Here is a 21,432-nt window from a genome sequence, read left to right as displayed (position 1 = left end):
CCACGGATTATAATCCTCAAAATCATCAATAAAGGCCGTTTTTTGAACACATGAAGGTAAAGATCAGAAAAGAGTTATTTCTCGCCATTTATTACAATGAACATTTCTCTGCCAATGACTTAAAGTCGTTTCCATTAGACGGTGATGAGAAAGAGTACTTATCGGATGAATACGTCGAAAAAAAATTGAAGGAAATGTCGCTTATCGGTGCAGTCCTGTCGTGCGGTTTCGATAAGCATGGAGATGAGTTGTTTTCCAAAGGTTTTATGTTTAACCATACCGACTGGGAGGTTGTTGATTACGATAATTACAGTGAGGATTCCAATTATCTTTCTCTCAAGAAAGAAAGTCTCTTGACGATTTTGCAAGATAAACAGTCAGAGCTGTCAGAGTCCTATTCTCTTCATAAAAGAACATGGAAGCATTTCAATCGCTTGTGTACTCAACACTCAGAACTTCGGGTGTGTTTAGACGAGTATATATCCGAGTACGACAATCGTAGATTGGATCTCAAAGCCGAAATGCAGGCAGTAGAAAACGCAATTACCTTCTACAAAAACACAGCACATGCAGTAGAAAGTGGGAGCTAATTTGTCCAATCCTATACTTTACGCACATGCCACAAATAACAACATGCTCGTGGGGCAGTTTGTTCAACGGTCGAAGAACAACTTGTCATTTTCATATTCTGAACAATGGTTAGCATATCATGCATCCTTTCCGATCTCGTTGAGCCTACCGTTAAGGATGGGAGAAAATTCATCATTTAATGCATTGAATTTCATGAATAATCTTCTTCCTGATTTAATGGAGGAACGATTAATCCTTGCTCACTCGGTCGGTGTGCAATCCAACGATGTATTCACATTACTCTCAAAATTTGGTCACGATTGCACAGGCGGCATTTCATTTACTGAGAGTAGGGAGCCGCCAAATATAGGGGGGAAATATCGAGAGATCTCGGCAAGTGAATTAAATGAACTCGTTACTCAGCGTAAGTCATTTCTTCCATGTTTTGGTGACTACAGGCCATGTGTATCTGGTACACAAAGAAAAACCACACTGATGAAAACAAATGGAAGGTGGTATGTCCCACAGGGAACCGCGTTCAGTAGTCACATAGTTAAGTATCCGATGGATGTTATTACCCAAAGTAACTCTGTGCTAGATATGAGTAGCAGCATTGAGAATGAATTCATCTGTACGCAAATAGCGAAGGAACTTGGTTTTAACGTTCCTAATGTGGAGGTAATAACGACTGAATCAGGAGCTAAAGCCCTTGCAGTAAAACGGTTCGACCGATGTTTTGGTGATGGAGTTGTGACTCGTAGGCATCAAGAAGATTTCTGCCAGATTTTCGGTGTACCTGAACATCTAAAATATCAATCGGAGAACAACCTCGGTGTTTCCAAAATTGTTGATGTTTTAAGTCTCTCTGCGCAAAGTAAGACGAACAATCATAACTTTTTTAAGTTTATGATTTTACAGTGTCTTCTTGGTGCTACTGACGGTCATCTCAAGAACTTTTCCGTGCATATTGCTCCTGGAGGACACTATCAACTTGCACCGTTCTACGATTTGCTATCAGCTTACCCCGCTGTCAGTGCTACAGGGTTAAATAAGCGCAAGCTAAAACTAGCAATGGGACTGCAAGCATCACGAGGATACAAATACCATATCAGCAAGATTTGCTTACGGCATATAGAGCAGACAGCGAGTCAGTTTGGTATCAGCAATGCGAACTGCCATGAAATCGTCTATGACTTTCTCGCTCAATTTAGTAGCGCACTGAGTTCTATAGACAAAAGATTCCCTGGACAGGAGTTTGCGTTGGTAAAGGATGCAATATTTCAACATGCCACTGAAATCGTTGAAAAGTTAAGCAGAACAATTAAGTAAACATCTGGGGTAACAATGGTTGCCCGTGTTGTAAACATACTCGTTAGCAGTGAGGGGAAATATGGCTGAAACCACGACCAATGGAAGTAACACGACTCTCGACTTGAAGCAGTCTTTCGCGCTGTTAAGTGTCGATAAAAGCGGTATCGTAACGATGAAATTTGGAGATGAAGTAACGTTTTTTATGAATGACAAATGTTCAGCAATCACGGCCGATTTATTAAAAGTGATTGCGTCAATAAAAAATGGGAGTATCCAGCAATGAAGCGCGAAAAAGAAAAGATCCGTGGTTTAACAGAAACTTCGTGTGAGAACCACTTCTGTTGATTGCTCCTTCCCAAGAAATGAAAAAAGAATTAGATGCGACTATTAGGAGTGAGGATGGTATGGAAGCAAAAATCGGCATTCTATCAGAAGAGCTTGCTCGTAAGCGTATGATTCGTATTGCAGAAGGAAAAGTGACGTCTGAAGAACCTTATCCTCAATTTTTGTTTGAGTCACTGGCTGCGCTTTCACAACTGTTGTCTAACGAAAATGTTGAACTGTTGAATTTGATTGCTCGCGAGAAGCCAAACAGTCTTGATGAACTTGCTGAAATGAGTGGGCGCAGTATCAAGGATGTTACTGATGCTTTCGAAGCTCTTTCATCTAAGGGCTTTGCTTGCCTGGATGTGAGGGGAATGGAATCTCGACCAATAGCGTTGTTTACGAAGTTCGAGATCGTTATGGGCAGTTTGCTTTAACTTTGAACTGTTAATTAGCATCAATATAAATGGTATATGCAAACAAAACTCCAATAATTTTTGTTAGATTGATTGTGTGCAACTTGGTTCGCATTTCGAGGTTGCTTTTTAGCTTAAGCTGGCATATCGAACACAATAATCAAGGAAGCAATAAATGAAATACTATGTAAACAAAAACAAACAACCTAATGGAGATAATGAGGTTCATACATTAAGCTGTTCATGGTCTCCCGCAGAGCATAATCGTGTTTATTTAGGAGATTATGCTAGTTGTGCACCAGCAGTAGCGCGAGCACGCCAACTGGGATATAACGCCAATGGATGTGCACATTGTAGTAGTGCTTGTCATACATCATAGTTTCACAGTTAATGATAAAAGGTGAGAATTCTAATGGAAAGATTCTCACCTTTTATAAGTTACAACCTTGAATTGAGTAAAAAGGTGAGAATAGTGTGAGAAGTCTTTCTAAGAAAGCGTTCTCATACTAATTTAAATAAATAAAGTGTAGAGGTGTACAGTGGTGAAGACGCGCTTTATCCAGAAGAAGATGATGAAGACGAAGCGTAATTCAACTCGCTAACTTGATTTAGAATGCCAGTCATTACGACTGGCATTTTTGTATCTTTGTCATGCGCACTGTTTTATAATCGAAACTTGATCTAGCTCAATTAAACCAATGGACGTTCTATGCAGCTTTCTTTAGCAGGCCTTTGGCAAATCTCTCCCCTGACAGATCTTTCGATTCCTCAAGATGATATTGAATTTCCTGCCCCACTAAGTGACAAACTGCCTGCCGAGCTAGATGAACAAACCATCGCTGAACAAGAATGGCACCTGATGCACGACATCGAAGTGGACGAAGCGATGCTGGCTTTTCCTGCGGTTGACCTCGTGTTGGGTGGTGTCGATTATCACGCAGAAGTGCGCCTTAACGGTATTGCTGTGTTTGATTGCGATGGCACTCAAGCTGAGTACAAAAAAGACATCCGTCCGTACATGCAGCTTGGTCGTAACCGCTTTGAAATCCTGTTTCTTGAAGAAGAGGAAGGACTGATTTTCGACGAAGACTTGGCTGAGATCTGCTCGTTGGGAGAGCAAAAGCCGGAAGTTTTTGATCAGCGAATCGGTATCTGGAAAGAGCCGTATCTGCAGTTTATCCGTCATATGCGTTTAGAGCACATCGTAACCGAGCAAATCTGGCACCACGGTGGTGGATGTGAGTTTATGGTTGAGCTGTACTACAAAACATTATCCGCTGGCTTAGTATCCGCTTCGGTCAAATTTAATGGCATGACGTATCACGTACCGATCGATGTGAGAAACAACCACGCTAGTGCGCTATTCCAAGTAGATGCGCCGGTTTATATCGACGCAGAAAACCCAAATCCAGCTGATTTTTATCAACTGGAAGTGAGTTTAGATGGACAGGTTCAGAGCTTCAAGATCGGTCTCAGTGAAGACCTTTGCGTTACGCATTTTCCGATCTAAGCATGTGCGCAGTGCCATACACAGGTGTGTTGTGCTTGTTTGCGCTGCCATACTTTCTCGTGGAAGTAGAACGCCATGGTGTTGATGCTTGGCTCAATCATCGCCATCACACCACCGACTAGCCAACTGCCTGTCATCAAGTACGCGACACCAAATGCAACACTAAAGTGAATCACAGCAAAGCTGGTGGTTTTGATCCCTGTTGCGTTTGCAAGAGAGCGAAGTTTTGTATGGCTTTGCCAAGTGCGTTCATGGAAGTAGAAAGCCACTGTGTTCACCATTGGTTCGATCATAGCAATCAGACTGCCAAGTAAAATATCACCAGTCAGAATGTATGCCACGCTGAAAGCAATTGTGAAGTGTATTGCGGCAAATGTGATGGTCTTTTTCATGGGATAGTCCAACCGTTGTTGTTTCGATAGAACTATTATTGATAATTATTTGCATTTAAGAAAGACGGATATAACTATAAGACTGATAGTTATATCCGATTAAAAAAGGGCTCTAAGAGCCCTTTTAGTCAATTAAAGCTATCGGCTAGCCTTGTGGTTTGACGACTAAGACATTGATCGGTGACTTTTGCACCACCTTGTTTGCAACCGAGCCTAAAATCACTTTGTCGATCTTTGAACGCTTATGGCTAGGCATCACGATGAGGTCAGCCCCCAACTTTGCCGCGTATTCAAGAATCGTCGAAGACGGCTTACCCTCAGCCACATTAATGCTGTAAACCACTTCTTCTGGGATATGGTCAACGGCAAACTTTTTCAGTTGCTTCTCGACATCTTGCTTCATTTTCTTCGCCGCGTCTTTAGGGAAGTACGTTGCGACCATCGACATATGAATACCCGGAAGCACATTGAGCAAGTGCAGTTTTGCGTTGGAATGTTTCGCATGCCAAACGGCGGTTTTTAGTGCTTTGTCGGAAAAGCCTTGATCGTTCAGGTCTACTGGTACAAGGATTTGTTTGTACATTGCTGTGTCTCTTATTCAACGCTCTCTTTAAGGAGCTGAGTAAATGTATCCTGATTAAAGTGTAGCTCCACCTCCACGGTGGAGCTTGTTGATTACGCGGCTTGTTGCTCTTTGCGAATACGGCGTTTTTGGTTCATCCCTAAGCCAAACAAGATCAATAGCGCAGGAACGAATACCCATTCTTTCATTGGGCGGTCTGAATCGACGATCACCGAACGGATTTCCCAATCAAAATCGATACCTGCAGCTTCTGCAGGGCTACCAAACTCGACCATATCCACCAGCATGCGACCGTTCTCGTTGTTTAGCATCAGACCCATTGAAGAGATACGCTCTTCAGCCGTCTTCGCTCTATCATCGAACGGTAGGCGAACGGTCTTCGAGCTGTAATCGCCTTCAAGGTTTTCACCTGCGACCATCAGTTCGACCTCTTCACCCACCTTCAAGCCTTCTACAATTTCAGTCACGCTTGTACCCGGGTAAAGAATGGTCGCTGGATAAATTTTGTCCCACCAGTAACCTGGACGGAAGAAAGTAAACGTCAGCACTAGCAGTAGAACGGTTTCCCACCACTTGTTCTTGGTAAACCACCAGCCTTGGGTTGCGGCGGAGAATATCAGCATCGCAATCACCGAGGAGACCACCGTCAACGTTAAGTGCCACCAACTGTCTATGCCCATCAAGAGTAGCTGGGTGTTAAAGATAAACATAAACGGCAGGATCGCGGTTCGTATATCGTAAGTGAAACCCTGAATACCAGTACGAATTGGATCCGACTTGGCAATCGCCGCCGCTGCAAATGCGGCCAAACCTACTGGTGGGGTATCATCGGCCAAAATACCGAAGTAGAACACGAATAGGTGGACCGCGATCAATGGGATGATCAGACCGTGCTCAGCACCCAAGGTAACGATAACCGGAGCCATCAAGGTGGATACGACGATGTAGTTCGCCGTCGTCGGTAGACCCATGCCCAAGATCAAACTGATCACTGCGGTAAACAGCAACATTAGGATCACGCTACCACCGGAAATGAACTCGACAAAGTCGGTCATAACCAAACCGATACCTGTCAGAGTCACCACACCTACGACCGTACCCGCCGCCGCCGTAGCAACGCCGATACCGATCATATTACGCGCACCCGCAACAAGACTCTCGGCAAGATCAATAAATCCAACTTTAGTTTGTTCTACCAGATCACCTTGCTTCGACAAGATAGCGATAAGCGGACGCTGGGTGATCAAGATGAAGATCATAAACACCGTTGCCCAGAATGCAGATAGGCCAGGTGAGAAGCGTTCAACCGTCAAACACCAAACCAGAACAACGATTGGTAGTAGGTAGTGTAAGCCCGACTTGATGGTTGGACCTGGATCTGGAACTTCATTGAGTTCTGCATCAATTTCAATTTCGCCATCTTTCGCGTGACGCGCCGAGACGCTGACCAGTGCAACATACGCGATCAGCAAAGCAACCGTCACGATTGGGGTCGCTGCTGCGCCGAATACATCTTTTGTCCAACCCACACCGTAGTAGACAACGGCACTGATTACGCACAGACCTAAGATGGTGCCAGTAAACGACAATAGGCTCTGTACCAGAGTCGGGTTGTGGCGACGAGGCAGCCCTTCCATACCTGCTTTACATGCTTCTAAGTGAACGATGTAAATCAGGGCGATGTAGGAAATAAGCGCAGGGAGTAGTGCGGCTTTGATAACTTCAACGTAAGAGATACCTACGTATTCAACCATCAAGAAAGCGGCGGCACCCATGATAGGCGGTGTAAGCTGACCGTTGGTCGATGCGGCAACCTCAACAGCACCTGCTTTGGTGCCCGGAAAGCCAACGCGTTTCATCAACGGAATAGTAAAGGTACCCGTGGTAACCACGTTCGCGATTGATGAACCAGACACTAGGCCAGAAAGGCCAGACGCAACAACTGCCGCTTTTGCCGGACCACCACGCATGTGACCAAGTAAAGAGAAAGCCACCTTGATGAAGTAAGCACCTGCGCCCGCACGTTCGAGCATCGCGCCGAATAGTACAAACAAGAATACAAATGAGGTTGATACGCCAAGTGCAACACCAAATACGCCTTCGGTTGTTAGCCAAAGGTGAGACATGGCTTTGTTCAGACTTGCCCCTTTGTGCGCGATCACGTCTGGCATGTAAGGACCGCCAAAAGTGTAAAGCAGGAAGACGGCAGCAACCACCATCAATGGTGGGCCTAAGGCACGTCGAGTCGCTTCAAGAAGCAAGAGCATACCGACAACTGACACTACGATGTCAGGCGTTGTTGGCGCACCTGAACGTCCAGCGAGTTCGGTATAAAACAGATAGATGTAGGCGGCAGAGAAACTACCGGCTAACGCAAGTAACCAATCTAGAGCAGGAATGCGGTCTCGTGGAGAATGCTTCAGTGCTGGGTAAGCGGTAAACGCAAGAAATACAGCAAACATTAGGTGTATTGAACGCGCTTCCGTGTCATTGAGTACGCCAAAGTCAAAAATAAAAGGTAGAGGGGATGCGTACCAAAGTTGGAATAGTGACCAGCATAGTGGCACAAACCAAAGGATGCGACCGGGAATCCCTTGCGGGGCACGAGCACCTGTATCGGCTTGAGCGACCATATCTTGCACATCTTGAGACGGAGATGTTGTCTTCGACATGTACTTTATCCTTGTTATATGTGGTTCGATTGTTTTTGTTTTGTGAACCGTTATTTAACATCTTTCAGTGTAGCGAAAAGATGAAATATTGCTCAGTCGTTTGATTTTCTTAGGTATAAAACGGAGACGAGTTTCAAAAATGTGAAACTCTAAACATGGTGTCAGTAAAGAAAAAGTCACCGAGAATGACTGGGGAGGCTAACACCTCCCCAGAACAAAGAACGCTTACTTAAGTAGGCCAACTTCTTTGTAGTACTTCTCTGCACCTGGGTGTAGAGGGATTGAAAGACCAGCTTTCACCATGTCTTCTTTTTTCAAGTTTGCGAATGCAGGGTGAAGACGCTTAAACGTATCGAAGTTTTCGAATACCGCTTTTGCTACGTTGTACGCCACGTCGTCAGATACATCGCTAGTGGTTACCATAGTTGCAGCAACACCAAAGCTGTTTACGTCTTTATCTGTACCGCGGTACATACCTGCAGGTACTGTGCTGTACGCGTAGTAAGGGTTGTTAGATACGATCTCGTCGATCTTAGGGCCAGATGCTGATACTAGCTTCGCATCACATGATGTTGTCGCTTCTTTGATTGATCCGTTTGGATGGCCAACCACGTACACGAACGCGTCGATCTTGTTATCACACAGTGCTTGAGAACGCTCTGAGCCTTTTAGCTCTGACGCTAGTTTGAAGCTGTCGTTTGTCCAACCCATCGCTTCCATAACAACACCCATGGTCGCACGGTCACCAGAGCCTGGGTTACCGATGTTTACGCGCTTACCTGCTAGGTCTGTTACGTTCTCAATGCCAGCATCGCTACGTGCGATGATGTTGAAAGGTTCAGTGTGAAGAGAGAACATTGCACGTAGTTTTTTGTACGGACCTTGTTCTTCAAACTTACTTGTGCCGTTGTAACCGTGGTATTGCCAATCTGACTGCACGATACCGAAATCTAGCTCGCCCGCACGGATAGTGTTGACGTTGTAGATTGAACCACCAGTAGATTCCACTGAACAACGAATGTTGTGGTCTTTACGGCCTTTGTTAACCAGCTTACAAATTGCACCACCAGTTGGGTAATAAACACCTGTTACAGAGCCCGTACCAATAGTGATGAATTCCTGAGCGTTAACTGCGCCAGCGCCCATTACCGCTGCTGCAATAGCGCCAACTTTGATAAGTTTGTTAAATGCCATGAATTTCCCTTCCTTTATTCATTATTAACCCTAAGGCAAGTGTAGTTGCTTCGGGAGTTTCCTAGTATTGGAAACGGCATCTTTTTCAATCCATTTGTTGAAAAAGTGTCTGAATAATACCAAAAAATCGCTAAATAATTACACGATTGTTAATCAATGTAGTGAAAAATAGGGAAGAACGCCTAGACGGTAAAATGAAGATTTTGAGCTAAAGGTGATAAAAATCAGAAGTTTATGAAACTTATTGGTGTAGAGGTGATTTTCATAAGATGTGAACTGAATCACGCCATAAAATTGGCGGCGTGATTCAAATTTACTGACTTAAACTGGAAACTATCCAGTATATTCAAAGAGTTCGCACACTGAACGGAATAATTGCTCTGTGGTAACTGATAGGGTTGGAGTAATGAAAATCGTATCATCACCAGCAACCACACCAAGAATACCTTCTGACTTACCTAAAGAGTCCAATAGGCGAGCAATCAATTGTGCTGCACCAGGGCCAGTATGAATCACAACAACCGCGTTGTTGTGGTCGATATCCAGTACCAACTCGCGAAGTGAACTTGATACTGTCGGGACACCCAATTCCGCAGGAAGGCAGTAAACCATTTCCATTTTGGCATTTCGTGTACGAACCGCACCAAACTTGGTCAGCATACGTGAAACTTTTGATTGGTTGATATTCTCAAAGCCTTCATTTTTCAGAGCTTCTACGATATCCCCTTGAGAGCCGAAGCGTTCTTCCTTCAATAGGGCTTTGAAGGCGCGGACGAGGTTGTCTTGTTTTTCTGAATGGCGCATGGTTCTCTTTCACCAAATAGTTCTGTAAAAAGCAAGTGCATATTCTCGCATAGCTATGCATTCATTACTATGACGATAGGACAAATCTGTCTAACGTATCACTGAAAAATTACGTTTAATTAGTGATATGAAACACAGTTAAATAGTTGTCATTAAAGGATAAGGCAGTAATATGTCGCGCAAGGGTGTAGCACGTTTTAGCTGGATTGCGCGAGGTCGCAAAGCTGGCGTTAATTGATTGTAATCAGCTTGTGATTGCTATAGCTTGGTTACGCTCAAATTTTTCTATACCTAAGTGACCTCATAGGTGAATAGAGAATGGCAAGATAGCCATAATAGGGTGAGGTTGCTCAGGTATATCCAACCCTACAAGATACGTATATATAAGAGAGTCATCTCAAGGAGAACTACAATGAAAGTAGCCGTTATTGGTGCCGCTGGTGGCATCGGTCAAGCCCTAGCACTACTGCTGAAAAACCGTCTTCCTGCTGGTTCAGACCTAGCATTGTATGACATCGCGCCGGTAACTCCAGGTGTTGCAGCTGATCTAAGCCACATCCCAACGCCTGTATCAATCAAAGGTTACGCGGGTGAAGACCCAACGCCTGCACTAGAAGGTGCTGACGTGGTTCTTATCTCTGCGGGTGTTGCGCGTAAGCCAGGCATGGACCGTGCTGACCTGTTCAATGTGAACGCAGGCATCGTAAAATCACTAGCAGAACGAATCGCTGTGGTTTGTCCAAAAGCACTTGTTGGTATCATCACTAACCCTGTGAACACAACTGTGCCAATCGCGGCTGAAGTACTGAAGAAAGCAGGCGTTTACGACAAGCGTCGCCTATTCGGTGTAACAACGCTAGACGTTATCCGTTCTGAAACTTTCGTTGCAGACCTTAAATCAAAAGATCCAGGTGACGTACGCGTTCCTGTTATCGGTGGTCACTCTGGCGTAACTATCCTGCCACTACTATCTCAAGTTGAAGGCGTTGAGTTCACAGCGGAAGAAGTAGAAGCTCTAACTAAGCGTATCCAGAACGCGGGTACTGAAGTGGTTGAAGCGAAAGCGGGTGGCGGTAGTGCGACGCTTTCAATGGGTCAAGCGGCATGCCGTTTTGGTCTATCTCTAGTTAAAGCTCTTCAAGGTGAAGAAGTCGTTGAGTACGCATATGTTGAAGGTAGCGGCGAGCACGCACCATTCTTCGCACAGCCAGTGAAGCTAGGCAAAGAAGGTGTTGAAGAAGTACTAAGCTACGGCCCTCTAAGTGACTACGAGAAGTCAGCGCTTGACGGCATGCTAGAAACGCTAAACGGCGACATCCAAATCGGTGTTGATTTCGCAAAGTAAGCGTAAAAAACTGATTGAACTAAGCCGGCTTTCGAGTCGGCTTTTTTGATCTCTCCAGTCCGTGATTACGTAGAAATTGGCGTTAGTTAAAGGAGAGAAAATATGGAATTGAGCCAAATCGAGAAAGGTATGTGGCTGAGTTGCGAGCAGGGCATCGGCAAAGTGCTGGTGGTTGACCAGCAAATGCAAACTGTGTTGTTAGAAGACCGCGCAACGCAGCAGCAGTTTGCGGCGGAAGCGAGTGAGTTATATGAAGAGCCTCAGCTGCACAGCGGTTGTGATAAGTACTACTGAGCCTGAATAGAGCGCTCAAAAAAGCGAGCCAATAGCTCGCTTTTTTAAAGGCTGACAACCTTGCTGTTATTTGCGAACAGCGATCGCTTCGATTTCGATACCCACATCTTTAGGTAGACGAGCAACTTCTACACAAGAGCGTGCTGGGTAGTGAGCGACATTGTGCTCGTCGAAGAACTTACCGTAAACTTCGTTCACTGTACCGAAGTCGTTTAGGTCTTTAACGAATACAGTTAGTTTCACGATATCAGCAACCGTAAGACCAGATGCTTCAACAACCGCTTTCACGTTGTCTAGTGATTGACGAGCTTGTTCCGCGATATCCGCTGATACTTCACCAGTTGCTGGGTTTACTGGGATTTGGCCTGAAGTCAGTACCATGTTGCCTAGGTCTACGCCTTGGATGTATGGGCCGATTGCTGCAGGTGCAGATTCTGTGTGAAGTACTTTAGTCATTATAATGTTCCATCTATATTATTAGGGATAAAGAGTAGTCAGTTTGCCCTGAAAGCGCTGCTAGGTAAAGAGAAAACCCCACGATAAAAACGTGGGGCTAGACTTTAATTATTAGCAGACGAATCTATCGCTCAGTGACGATTTCGCGGGAGAAAACTTTCTCGCAATATTTGCATTTCAAGCGGATATCTTCTTTCTTTTCAAAGATCTTAAAGCTGCTTTCTACTGGCTCGTTGTGCGAGATACAGTTGGTGTTCGGACACTCAAACACGTTGTTGATTTGCTCTGGCAGTTCAAGCGCTAGCTTCTTCACTACTTGGTAGTTTTCAATCTGGTTAACCGTCGCGTGAGGCGCGTAAAGTGCCAGTTTGTTCGCTTGCTCTTCACTGATGAAAACATTCTCAATCTTCAATAAGTCTTTGTGACCAAGCGCTGATGAAGGCAGGTTTAGACCAACGGTGACGCGCTGCTCTGACTTATGCATAGAGAACAGTTTTAGAACTTTAATCCCGATTTGCGCTGGGATATGGTCGATTACTGTGCCGTTTTTGATTGCTTCTACCTGCAATTGAGTTTCTTTAGTCATCTTCGTTTCTCCCTCGATTACAGTGATTGGTTCAGAACTAGTGCCAGCAGAGCTTCACGCGCATACACGCCGTTTTCAGCCTGTTGGAAGTAGTAAGCGTGTGGTGTTTTGTCGACATCAACGGTGATTTCATCAACACGTGGAAGCGGATGCAGCACCTTAAGGTTTTCACGCGCGCCTTCCAGCATCGCGGCTGTTAGGATATACGCCGATTTGATGTGCGCGTACTCAGATTCGTCAAAGCGCTCTTTTTGTACGCGCGTCATGTACAGCACGTCAAGCTCAGGAATGACGCTTTCCATGTCGGTGTGCAAGCTGTATTCGATGCCAGCGTCATCCAACTCTTCACAGATGTAGTCTGGCATTGCTAAAGCTTCAGGAGCGACGAAGAAGAAGCGGATATTGTTGAATTTTGCCAGTGCTTGAGTCAGTGAGTGTACCGTGCGACCGTATTTTAGGTCGCCGACAAACGCAACGTTCAGGTTGTCTAAGCGGCCTTGTGTTTCCGCGATAGAGAACAGGTCTAACAGTGTTTGCGTTGGGTGTTGGTTTGCACCATCACCCGCGTTGATAACGGGTGTACCGTTAGAGAACTCAGAGGCCAGACGCGCCGCGCCTTCTTGTGGGTGACGCATGACGAACGCATCTACGTATGACGAGATAACTTGAACCGAGTCCGCCAGTGTTTCCCCTTTCTTCGCCAATGAAGTGTTACCACCGTTGTCGAAGCCGATAACGTCACCACCGATGCGCTGAATCGCGGTTTCGAAAGAGAGGCGGGTACGGGTTGAAGGTTCAAAGAAACAGCTCGCGATCACTTTGTTCTTGATCAGATCCGGGTTTGGTTCGGCTTTCAGTTCACCAGCAGTTTTGACAATCAATTCCAGCTCGTCACGCGACAGCTCAGGAATCGAGATAATGTGCTTGTTGTAAAGCGAGTTTGTCATAGTCATCTTCCCATCTGAGTACGAATTTTAGGCAATAAAAAAGCCTCCCATTACGGGAGGCTTTTAAAATCGGTAGAAATAGAAAAAACTAAGGCCGGTAAGCATTTTCGCTTACCCAGTGTAATACGTTGTGTAGAACACGAATTACGTGGCATTTTTTTCTCTATCTCCAGACAAATTGCGGAGCATTATACGCCTAACTTTTGCCAACGCAAGCGATTACATCGCGGCTTTGATCTGCAAATTTTGGCTTGCTTACGCACCGAGTGTGGCAACCATCACGGCTTTAATGGTATGCATACGGTTTTCGGCTTCGTCGAACACAATAGAGTGCTCAGATTCAAACACTTCTTCGGTTACCTCTAGGCCTTTCATACCGTATTTGTCCGCCACTTCTTTACCAATGGTGGTTTCATCGTTATGGAATGCCGGTAGACAGTGCATGAACTTCACTTGAGGGTTCCCCGTTTTCGCGATCACATCCATGTTGACTTGATAAGGTGTCATCATCGCAACGCGCTCATCCCACGCTTCTGGCGCTTCGCCCATGGAAACCCAAACGTCGGTGTATAAGAAATCACACTCTTTGACACCTTCTTCGACGCTTTCGGTCAGCGTGATTTTCGCGCCAGTGTGTTTTGCGATCTCACGGCACTCAGCGACTAATTCATCTTCTGGCCAGTAGGCTTTAGGCGCGACTAGGCGAATATCCATGCCCATTTTCGCAGCGCCAACCATCAGCGAGTTGCCCATATTGTTACGCGCATCGCCAAGGTACGCGAACTTGATTTGGTGCAGCAGTTTGCCACGGCCATGCTCTAACATGGTTAAGAAGTCTGCCAGAATCTGGGTTGGGTGAAACTCGTCGGTTAGGCCATTCCATACTGGTACGCCAGCGTGCGCGCCGAGCTCTTCAACGATCTCTTGGCCAAAGCCACGGTATTCAATCCCATCGTACATTCTGCCCAGTACGCGAGCGGTATCTTTCATCGATTCTTTGTGGCCGATCTGCGAGCCAGAAGGGCCGATGTAAGACACCTGCGCGCCTTGGTCAAAAGCGGCAACTTCAAACGCACAGCGTGTACGGGTAGAGGCTTTTTCAAAGATCAGAGCGATGTTCTTGCCGACCAGCTTTTTCTGTTCTGTACCGGCGTATTTTGCCTTCTTCAGATCAGCAGACAGATCGAGCAAGAATTGGATCTCTTTTGGGGTGAAATCGAGTAGCTTAAGAAAGTTGCGGTTACGTAGGTTAAAAGCCATTGCTCCAGTCCTTGAATGTTCATTCATTTAATGGAGATAGTTAAACATATTTAAACTGTATTTGTGAATATTTATTTTGAAATGATGGTGAGACATGAATTATATCTCACCAGGAGTGACTATAAATTCTCTTCAGCGAACTCAGCCAAGCGACTGCGAACTACGCCGTTGAGGTGGATGTTGGCGCTGCCTTCAAAGTTTTTAAAGCGCTCAACCATGTAGGTTAAACCCGACGTCACTGGGGTGAGGTAGTGGGAGTCAATCTGCGCCAAGTTCCCCGAGCAGACGATCTTCGTCCCTTCACCGCAGCGGGTGATGATGGTTTTGATCTGTGAGGCGGTGAGGTTCTGACATTCATCGAGCAAGACGAACGCATTTTGGATCGAGCGGCCGCGCATAAAGTTGATCGATTTGAACTGGATATTGGCTTTATCGCAAATGTACTTGAGCGAGCCTTCGGTGCAGTGATCGTTTTTGTGCAGTGCTTCCAGCGTATCCGTCACCGCTGCCAACCACGGCATCATTTTCTCTTCTTCCGTACCCGGTAAGAAACCGATCGATTCGCCAATATCAGGCGTATTTCGCGTAACGATGATCTTGTCGAACATCTTACGTTCGATGGTTTGTTCTAACGCCGCAGCCATCGCGAGCAACGTCTTACCGCTACCGGCGGCACCCGTTAAGATCACTAAGTCGATTTCGGGATCCAGTAGGGCGTCCATCGCCATGCCTTGGTAAATGTTTTTTGGCGTAATGTCCCAAGCGCGGCGGTGCATCATGCGCTCGCGGCTAAGGTCTTTGAGCGTGATTTTTTCCGGGGTAATTTCTTCAACTCGGCCGGCAAAATCACTATGCTCATCAATCACGTACTGGTTGATGTAAGTGGGTTCGAACGGCTTTCGGTCAAGAATATGGTAGGTGCGTCCGGCGAGGTTTTTAGTTTCAACTTGTTCGACGTTGCTCCAGAAGTCACCTTCCACTTGCTGGAAACCTTTAGTCAGGTATTGAACGTCGTCGATCAGTTGGTCGGTTCGGTAGTCTTCAACAAAACGAACTCCCGCGCCTTTGGCACGCAAGCGCATGTTGATGTCTTTGGTGATCAGTACCACTTCGCGCGGCGCGCGTTTGTTTTGTAGGTAAAGAACGGCATTGAGAATACGGTTATCGCCTGCTTTATCGGCAAAGGCTTTAACGGTCTCTTGCAACTCGAAGTCGGCAAGAATAGAGATATGCCCTGTTTGTTCTTTGTCACGGTTAATCGGGATACCCTCGGAAATTTCATCGGGGGTCGCTTCTTTGAAAAGCGCTTCAAGCGCGCGGATGGCAACTCGTGCATCGCGGGCTACGTCGCGTTTACTGTCTTTGATTCGGTCAAGTTCTTCAAGCACTGTCATGGGGACAACTACGTCGTGCTCTTGGAAGGAGTAGATAGCTAAAGGTTCGTGAAGAAGGATATTGGTGTCGAGGACGAATAGTTTTCGATCCGTGTCGCCCATAAGCGTCTCCTTTGCCGTGTGCGGCGTGCTCGCCTTCATACTCAAAATGAAGGGCCTAACTGCGCTTGCTTGCAGAATGTAGCCGACGACATCTTATCTTGGCGATCGGATATCCCAAATGGGGATCGAGTGGTTCGACGACATTGCTGCAAACCCGTGTTGATCTTCATCCTTAACAGCAGTCATCGCTGAGCGTTTCAATCGTCGAGCAATGACTGTCTGTCACTAAGATTATAAATCAAATTTTCAACTCTCCCTTTTAGATGTGCCACTGTTTTCTTACAATTTGATGTCATGCAAAAGGTCGACAAAAATTTGTTGATTTTTGAGGTCTTTGTGCGTGACCAATATCACAGCTTCGAGTAAGATTAGCGGCCTTTTTCTGCGTGGCCGCTGACACATTTTCCCCGTTAGACGCCTTTTAAGTCACGTCAGAACAGCTAAGATAAATAGACCCATTTTTCGAATTAAAACAGGTGAGGTAGTCGATTCATGACTTTTGCTTTGGGCCAGCGCTGGATCAGCGATACAGAGAGCGATCTAGGTTTAGGAACTGTTGTAGCATTGGATGCTCGTACTGTGACGTTAATGTTTGCAGCTTCTGAAGAAAACCGAGTTTACGCTCGAACTGATGCGCCTGTAACCCGAGTGACTTTTAATACTGGTGACGTGATTGATTGCCAGCAAGGTTGGTCACTAAAAGTTGAACAAGTCATCGAAGAGCAAGGCCTGTTTACTTACATCGGTACGCGTGAAGATACCGGTGAACAAGAGGTTGAGCTGCGTGAAATCATGCTGAGCAACCAAATTCGTTTTAATAAGCCACAAGATAAATTGTTCGCGGGTCAAATCGACCGCATGGACAACTTCGTGCTGCGTTACCGCGCACTGATGAACCAATACGAACAGCACAAGAGCCCAATGCGTGGCCTGTGTGGTATGCGTGCCGGTTTGATTCCTCACCAGCTATACATTGCGCATGAAGTTGGCCGTCGTCATGCGCCACGCGTACTGCTTGCGGATGAAGTTGGTCTCGGTAAGACCATCGAAGCGGGCATGATCATCCACCAGCAAGTGCTGGCAGGCCGTGCTGAGCGTATCCTGATTGTGGTCCCAGAAACGTTGCAGCACCAATGGCTGGTGGAAATGATGCGTCGTTTCAACCTGCATTTCTCTATCTTCGACGAAGAACGCTGTATCGAAGCGTATGCTGATTCTGAAAACCCATTTGATACTCAGCAATACGTGCTGTGTTCACTCGATTTCCTGCGCAAGAGCCGTAAGCGTTTTGAACAAGCGTTAGAAGGCGAGTGGGACCTGTTGGTGGTCGATGAAGCGCATCACCTTGAGTGGAGTCCTGAAAATCCAAGCCGTGAATATCAAGTGATTGAAGGCTTGGCGGAACGTACTCCTGGCGTATTGCTGCTCACCGCAACTCCAGAACAGCTTGGCCGTGAAAGCCATTTTGCCCGTTTACGTCTTCTTGATTCAGACCGCTTCTTTGATTACCAAGAGTTTGTCAAAGAAGAAGAGCAATATGCGCCAGTTGCTGATTCGGTCAGCGCGTTGTTCTCAGGTAACAAGCTGGAAAATGAAGCCAAAAACCAGATCACTGAGCTGCTGTCAGAGCAAGACGTTGAACCTCTGTTCCGTATTATTGAGAGCGACAGCGACGAAGAAGAAAAAGCGGCGGCACGCCAAGAGTTGATTGATAACTTAATGGACCGTCACGGTACTGGACGCGTATTGTTCCGTAACACTCGCGCGGCGATCAAAGGTTTCCCAACGCGTAACGTAAACCTAGTCCCGATGCCAATCCCACAGCAATACACCACATCAATGCGTGTCTCGGGTATGATTGGCGGCAAGATCAGCGCTGAAGCTCGTGCGATGAAGAATCTTTACCCGGAAGAGATCTTCCAAGAGTTTGAAGGCGATGACGCAAGCTGGTGGCAGTTCGATAGCCGCGTGAACTGGTTGCTGGAAAAGATTAAAGATAAGCGTAGCGAGAAGATCTTAGTGATTGCGTCGCGCGCGAGTACGGCGCTGCAACTAGAACAAGCGCTGCGTGAGCGTGAAGGTATCCGTGCAACGGTATTCCACGAAGGAATGTCGATTCTAGAGCGCGACAAAGCGGCGGCTTATTTTGCTCAGGAAGAGGGCGGTGCACAGGTTCTCATCTGTAGCGAAATTGGCTCTGAAGGACGTAACTTCCAGTTTGCTAACCAGTTGGTGATGTTCGATCTGCCGTTCAACCCTGACTTGCTTGAGCAGCGTATCGGCCGTTTGGACCGTATTGGTCAAAATCGCGATATCGATATCCACGTTCCTTATCTGCAGGGTACGTCACAAGCGATCCTAGCGCGTTGGTTTGACGAAGGTCTGAATGCGTTTGCCGAAACCTGTCCGACTGGTCGCGCGGTATACGACAAATACGCCGACCGTCTGATTGAAATGCTTGGCTCAGGCGATACCAGCGAGTTAGACGAGGTGATTGCCGAGTCTGCCGCTATGAACAAAGAGCTTAAAGCGCAGCTAGAACAAGGTCGAGACCGTCTGCTGGAGATGCACTCGAACGGCGGTGAAAAAGCGCAAGCGATCGTTGAAAAGATTGCCGCAACCGATGGTGATACCAATTTGGTAACCTTCGCGCTGAGCCTGTTTGACACGATTGGTCTCAACCAAGACGACAAAGGTGAAAATGCGCTGGTTGTTACTCCGTCAGAACATATGATGGTGCCGAGTTACCCAGGTCTGCCGTACGAAGGTGCGACGATCACTTTTGACCGTGAAACTGCGCTATCACGTGAAGACATGCACTTTATCAGTTGGGAACACCCGATGATCCAAGGTGGTATCGACCTTCTGATGAGTGAAGGTGTCGGTACAACCGCGGTTTCTCTACTGAAAAACAAAGCGTTACCTGTTGGCACCATGCTACTTGAGCTGATCTACAAAGTAGACGCACAAGCGCCGAAACGCAGTGGTATCAGTCGCTTCTTGCCAACCACACCAATTCGTTTGATGTTAGACGGCAAAGGCAATGACTTATCATCACAAGTTGAATTCGACAGTTTTAACCGTCAGTTGAGTCCAGTCGGTCGCCATATTGCGACTAAGCTTGTGGCGTCGGTACAAGCTCAGGTTCATCAAATGATTACCGCGGGCGACACACTGATCGTTGAGAAAGTCGCGGCGATTCGCGAGCAAGCGCAGAAAGAGATGCAATCTAGCCTGAATGCAGAGTTAGAGCGTCTACAGGCGCTGAAAGCGGTCAACCCGAACATCCGTGACGAAGAAATTGAAGCGATTGATGAGCAAATCAAAGAGCTGACGGGTTATATCGGTCAAGCTCAATACCAGCTTGATTCGCTGCGTATGATTGTTGTCTCGCACAACTAACTTAGACTCAGATCTTGTCCGCCTTACCGATTGGGTAAGGCGGCGAGCAGTCTCGAAAACCTCAATCGGAACCAATCCATGGCAATGCTAGAGTACAACCCACCGACCGATCCTTGGGTTGATATTGTGTTTGAAGACGATCATATCTTAGCGGTGAATAAACCGTCGGGACTGTTGTCTGTACCTGGTCGTGCGCCTGAGCACCACGACAGCATGTGGTCGCGACTACAAGAAACCTACCCAGAAATTCAGGTGGTGCACCGTTTGGATATGTGTACCTCTGGCTTAATGCTTCTGGCGAAAAGCAAACACGCGGAAAGTGCGTTGAAGAAGCAGTTCCAGTTTCGTTTAACCCACAAAGTTTATTACGCCAGAGTATGGGGACAGCTTGAGCAAGACGAAGGTGTGATTGAATTGCCGCTCATTTGTGATTGGCCGAATCGTCCTAAACAAAAAGTTTGCTTTGAAGACGGCAAGCCGTCAAAGACGTTGTTCCAGGTCGCGAAGCGAGAAGAGAAAACCACCATTGTTCGCTTATTGCCGATCACGGGACGCTCTCATCAGTTGCGAGTACACATGCAAGCGCTCGGTCACCCGATTGTCGGCGATGAGTTCTATTCGGAAGGGGAGGCGTTCCAGTTTTCTGATCGTTTGGAACTGCATGCAGCGGAGCTGAGTTTCTATCATCCCCGCAGCCATTGGTTACGCAGTATCTTCGTTCCTTGTGACTTCTATCCTGAAGCGGAAGAGATGATCTTTAACTATTTTGATCCTGTGCGAAAATTACCGGATTACAAAACGCTGCCAAGACCATAATACCGACATAAGGCAGCACAAGGAGATTGTATGTCGCTGCCTACTGTTATTTTCTTGGATCGTGCCACGATCCCAACTCATATCGAACTTCCTCATCTGCCTTTCGAGCACCAATGGGTCGAGTATGACTTCACCTCTCCGGAACAAGTCGTCGAGCGACTCAAAGACGCTCACGTCGCGATTACCAATAAAGTCGTGTTAGACCAACAAGTGCTTAGCCAACTGCCTGATTTGAAATTGATCGCGGTATCGGCGACTGGCTTTAACAACGTCGATGTTGAGTTCTGCCGCGAACACAAAATTGCCGTAACCAATGTTCAAGGCTATTCAACCCGCTCGGTGCCTGAGCACGTCATCGCCATGACTTACGCGCTAAAGCGAAACTTGTTTGGCTACCATCAAGACATCGCCAAAGGAGAATGGCAGCGCAACAAGCAGTTCTGCTTCTTTAGCCATCCGATTACCGATGTGGCGGGTTCTACGCTGGGTATCGTTGGTTCTGGCGCGTTAGGGCAGGCGACGGCGACTTTGGCTAAAGCGATTGGTATGCAGGTGATTTTCGCCGAGCGTAAAGGTGCTCAGCCTTGTCGAGATGGCTTTGTACCCTTTGAACAAGTGTTGAAGATGTCGGATGTGCTGACCTTGCATTGTCCGCTCAACGAACAGACCCACAATCTCATCGGCAAACAGGAACTGGCGATGATGAAGCCGAGCGCCATTTTGATCAACGCAGGTCGTGGTGGCTTGGTCGACGAGACCGCTTTGGTTGCTGCGCTACGCCAAGGCGTAATTGCCGGTGCGGGCGTGGATGTGTTTACCCAAGAGCCAGCAGACATTAATAACCCGTTACTGGACGCAATGGATCTACCGAATCTGTTACTCACGCCTCATGTTGCTTGGGGCAGCGATTCTTCCATTCAAAGCTTGGTGGATATTCTGATGGATAACGTTACTGCATTTATCGAGGGGCGGGAGCAGAACCGGGTCGTATGATGTTGACGAGCTGATAAACCATCGTAGATTACATTTTTGCCATTTATGGTTTGTGATGCAT

At 46.7% G+C, this 21,432-nt stretch carries 20 protein-coding genes; 10 read left to right on the top strand and 10 right to left on the bottom strand.

All coding sequences use genetic code 11. The features are described from left to right. Positions 1-50 precede the first annotated feature (50 nt). From AKJ31_RS18705 to AKJ31_RS18685, 5 genes are all read left to right on the top strand, one after another. The gene (locus tag AKJ31_RS18705; protein ID WP_053410591.1) at positions 51-590 is read left to right on the top strand and encodes a hypothetical protein; all 540 of its coding nucleotides are present in this window, start codon (positions 51-53) and stop codon (positions 588-590) included. A gap of 1 nt (position 591) precedes the next feature. Continuing rightward, complete coding sequence (locus AKJ31_RS18700) at positions 592-1,899, top strand: HipA domain-containing protein (protein ID WP_245639074.1); 1,308 nt, start codon at positions 592-594, stop codon at positions 1,897-1,899. A gap of 61 nt (positions 1,900-1,960) precedes the next feature. Then, a complete protein-coding gene (locus AKJ31_RS18695; protein WP_000852434.1) occupies positions 1,961-2,164 on the top strand; it encodes a hypothetical protein in 204 nt (67 codons plus the stop codon). A 121-nt stretch (positions 2,165-2,285) separates the two neighbouring features. Next, the gene (locus tag AKJ31_RS18690) at positions 2,286-2,642 is read left to right on the top strand and encodes an HVO_A0114 family putative DNA-binding protein (RefSeq protein WP_053410589.1); all 357 of its coding nucleotides are present in this window, start codon (positions 2,286-2,288) and stop codon (positions 2,640-2,642) included. 688 nt (positions 2,643-3,330) lie between these two features. After that, positions 3,331-4,131: a glycosyl hydrolase 2 galactose-binding domain-containing protein gene (locus AKJ31_RS18685; RefSeq protein WP_053410588.1), complete on the top strand. Its 801-nt coding sequence runs from the start codon at positions 3,331-3,333 to the stop codon at positions 4,129-4,131. Here AKJ31_RS18685 and AKJ31_RS18680 read toward each other — a convergent pair. From AKJ31_RS18680 to argR, 5 genes are all read right to left on the bottom strand, one after another. After that, positions 4,128-4,523, bottom strand: coding sequence for a DUF2061 domain-containing protein (locus AKJ31_RS18680; RefSeq protein WP_053410587.1), 396 nt, complete (start codon positions 4,521-4,523; stop codon positions 4,128-4,130). The two genes, AKJ31_RS18685 and AKJ31_RS18680, sit on opposite strands and share 4 nt — an antisense overlap. 145 nt (positions 4,524-4,668) lie before the next feature. After that, positions 4,669-5,106 (bottom strand): universal stress protein, encoded by a 438-nt coding sequence (locus AKJ31_RS18675; RefSeq protein WP_053410586.1) that lies wholly within the window; start codon positions 5,104-5,106, stop codon positions 4,669-4,671. A gap of 92 nt (positions 5,107-5,198) precedes the next feature. After that, positions 5,199-7,778, bottom strand: a complete 2,580-nt coding sequence (locus AKJ31_RS18670; protein WP_053410585.1) for a TRAP transporter permease — start codon at positions 7,776-7,778, stop codon at positions 5,199-5,201. 225 nt (positions 7,779-8,003) lie between these two features. After that, positions 8,004-8,972 carry a TAXI family TRAP transporter solute-binding subunit gene (locus AKJ31_RS18665; RefSeq protein WP_053410584.1) on the bottom strand — a complete coding sequence of 323 codons (969 nt, stop codon included), beginning with the start codon at positions 8,970-8,972 and terminating at the stop codon, positions 8,004-8,006. A gap of 333 nt (positions 8,973-9,305) precedes the next feature. Further along, positions 9,306-9,776, bottom strand: coding sequence for a transcriptional regulator ArgR (gene argR / locus AKJ31_RS18660; RefSeq protein ID WP_053410583.1), 471 nt, complete (start codon positions 9,774-9,776; stop codon positions 9,306-9,308). A 412-nt stretch (positions 9,777-10,188) separates the two neighbouring features. Here argR and mdh point away from each other — a divergent pair, with 412 nt between their 5' ends. Together mdh and AKJ31_RS18650 are read left to right on the top strand one after the other, a co-directional pair. Further along, complete coding sequence (gene mdh / locus AKJ31_RS18655) at positions 10,189-11,121, top strand: malate dehydrogenase (protein WP_053410582.1); 933 nt, start codon at positions 10,189-10,191, stop codon at positions 11,119-11,121. A gap of 102 nt (positions 11,122-11,223) precedes the next feature. Continuing rightward, positions 11,224-11,415 (top strand): hypothetical protein, encoded by a 192-nt coding sequence (locus AKJ31_RS18650; RefSeq protein ID WP_053410581.1) that lies wholly within the window; start codon positions 11,224-11,226, stop codon positions 11,413-11,415. Between the two features lie 66 nt (positions 11,416-11,481). Here AKJ31_RS18650 and AKJ31_RS18645 read toward each other — a convergent pair whose 3' ends face one another. The 5 genes from AKJ31_RS18645 to AKJ31_RS18625 all read right to left on the bottom strand — a co-directional run bounded on the left by AKJ31_RS18645 (position 11,482) and on the right by AKJ31_RS18625 (position 16,160). Beyond that, the gene (locus AKJ31_RS18645) at positions 11,482-11,871 is read right to left on the bottom strand and encodes a RidA family protein (protein WP_053410580.1); all 390 of its coding nucleotides are present in this window, start codon (positions 11,869-11,871) and stop codon (positions 11,482-11,484) included. Between the two features lie 124 nt (positions 11,872-11,995). Further along, positions 11,996-12,457: an aspartate carbamoyltransferase regulatory subunit gene (pyrI, locus tag AKJ31_RS18640; protein ID WP_053410579.1), complete on the bottom strand. Its 462-nt coding sequence runs from the start codon at positions 12,455-12,457 to the stop codon at positions 11,996-11,998. Positions 12,458-12,474: 17 nt separating this feature from the next. Next, entirely contained in the window at positions 12,475-13,404 is a 930-nt protein-coding gene (pyrB, locus tag AKJ31_RS18635) for an aspartate carbamoyltransferase (protein ID WP_053410578.1), read from the bottom strand. 255 nt (positions 13,405-13,659) lie between these two features. Next, a complete protein-coding gene (locus AKJ31_RS18630) occupies positions 13,660-14,664 on the bottom strand; it encodes an ornithine carbamoyltransferase (RefSeq protein WP_053410577.1) in 1,005 nt (334 codons plus the stop codon). Positions 14,665-14,783: 119 nt separating this feature from the next. Further along, positions 14,784-16,160 (bottom strand): PhoH family protein, encoded by a 1,377-nt coding sequence (locus AKJ31_RS18625; protein ID WP_053410576.1) that lies wholly within the window; start codon positions 16,158-16,160, stop codon positions 14,784-14,786. A 492-nt stretch (positions 16,161-16,652) separates the two neighbouring features. Here AKJ31_RS18625 and rapA point away from each other — a divergent pair, with 492 nt between their 5' ends. The 3 genes from rapA (at position 16,653) to AKJ31_RS18610 (ending at position 21,371) form a co-directional block, all read left to right on the top strand. Beyond that, a complete protein-coding gene (gene rapA, locus AKJ31_RS18620) occupies positions 16,653-19,562 on the top strand; it encodes an RNA polymerase-associated protein RapA (RefSeq protein WP_053410575.1) in 2,910 nt (969 codons plus the stop codon). A 78-nt stretch (positions 19,563-19,640) separates the two neighbouring features. Next, positions 19,641-20,378 carry an RluA family pseudouridine synthase gene (locus AKJ31_RS18615; protein ID WP_053410574.1) on the top strand — a complete coding sequence of 246 codons (738 nt, stop codon included), beginning with the start codon at positions 19,641-19,643 and terminating at the stop codon, positions 20,376-20,378. Positions 20,379-20,408: 30 nt separating this feature from the next. Then, entirely contained in the window at positions 20,409-21,371 is a 963-nt protein-coding gene (locus AKJ31_RS18610) for a D-2-hydroxyacid dehydrogenase (protein WP_053410573.1), read from the top strand. The last annotated feature ends 61 nt before the right edge of the window (positions 21,372-21,432 follow it).

Source organism: Vibrio hepatarius, assembly GCF_001274785.1.
Classification (GTDB): Bacteria; Pseudomonadota; Gammaproteobacteria; order Enterobacterales; family Vibrionaceae; genus Vibrio; species Vibrio hepatarius.
Note: the sequence above shows the minus strand (reverse complement) of the source record. Positions and strands in the feature narration are given on the sequence as shown.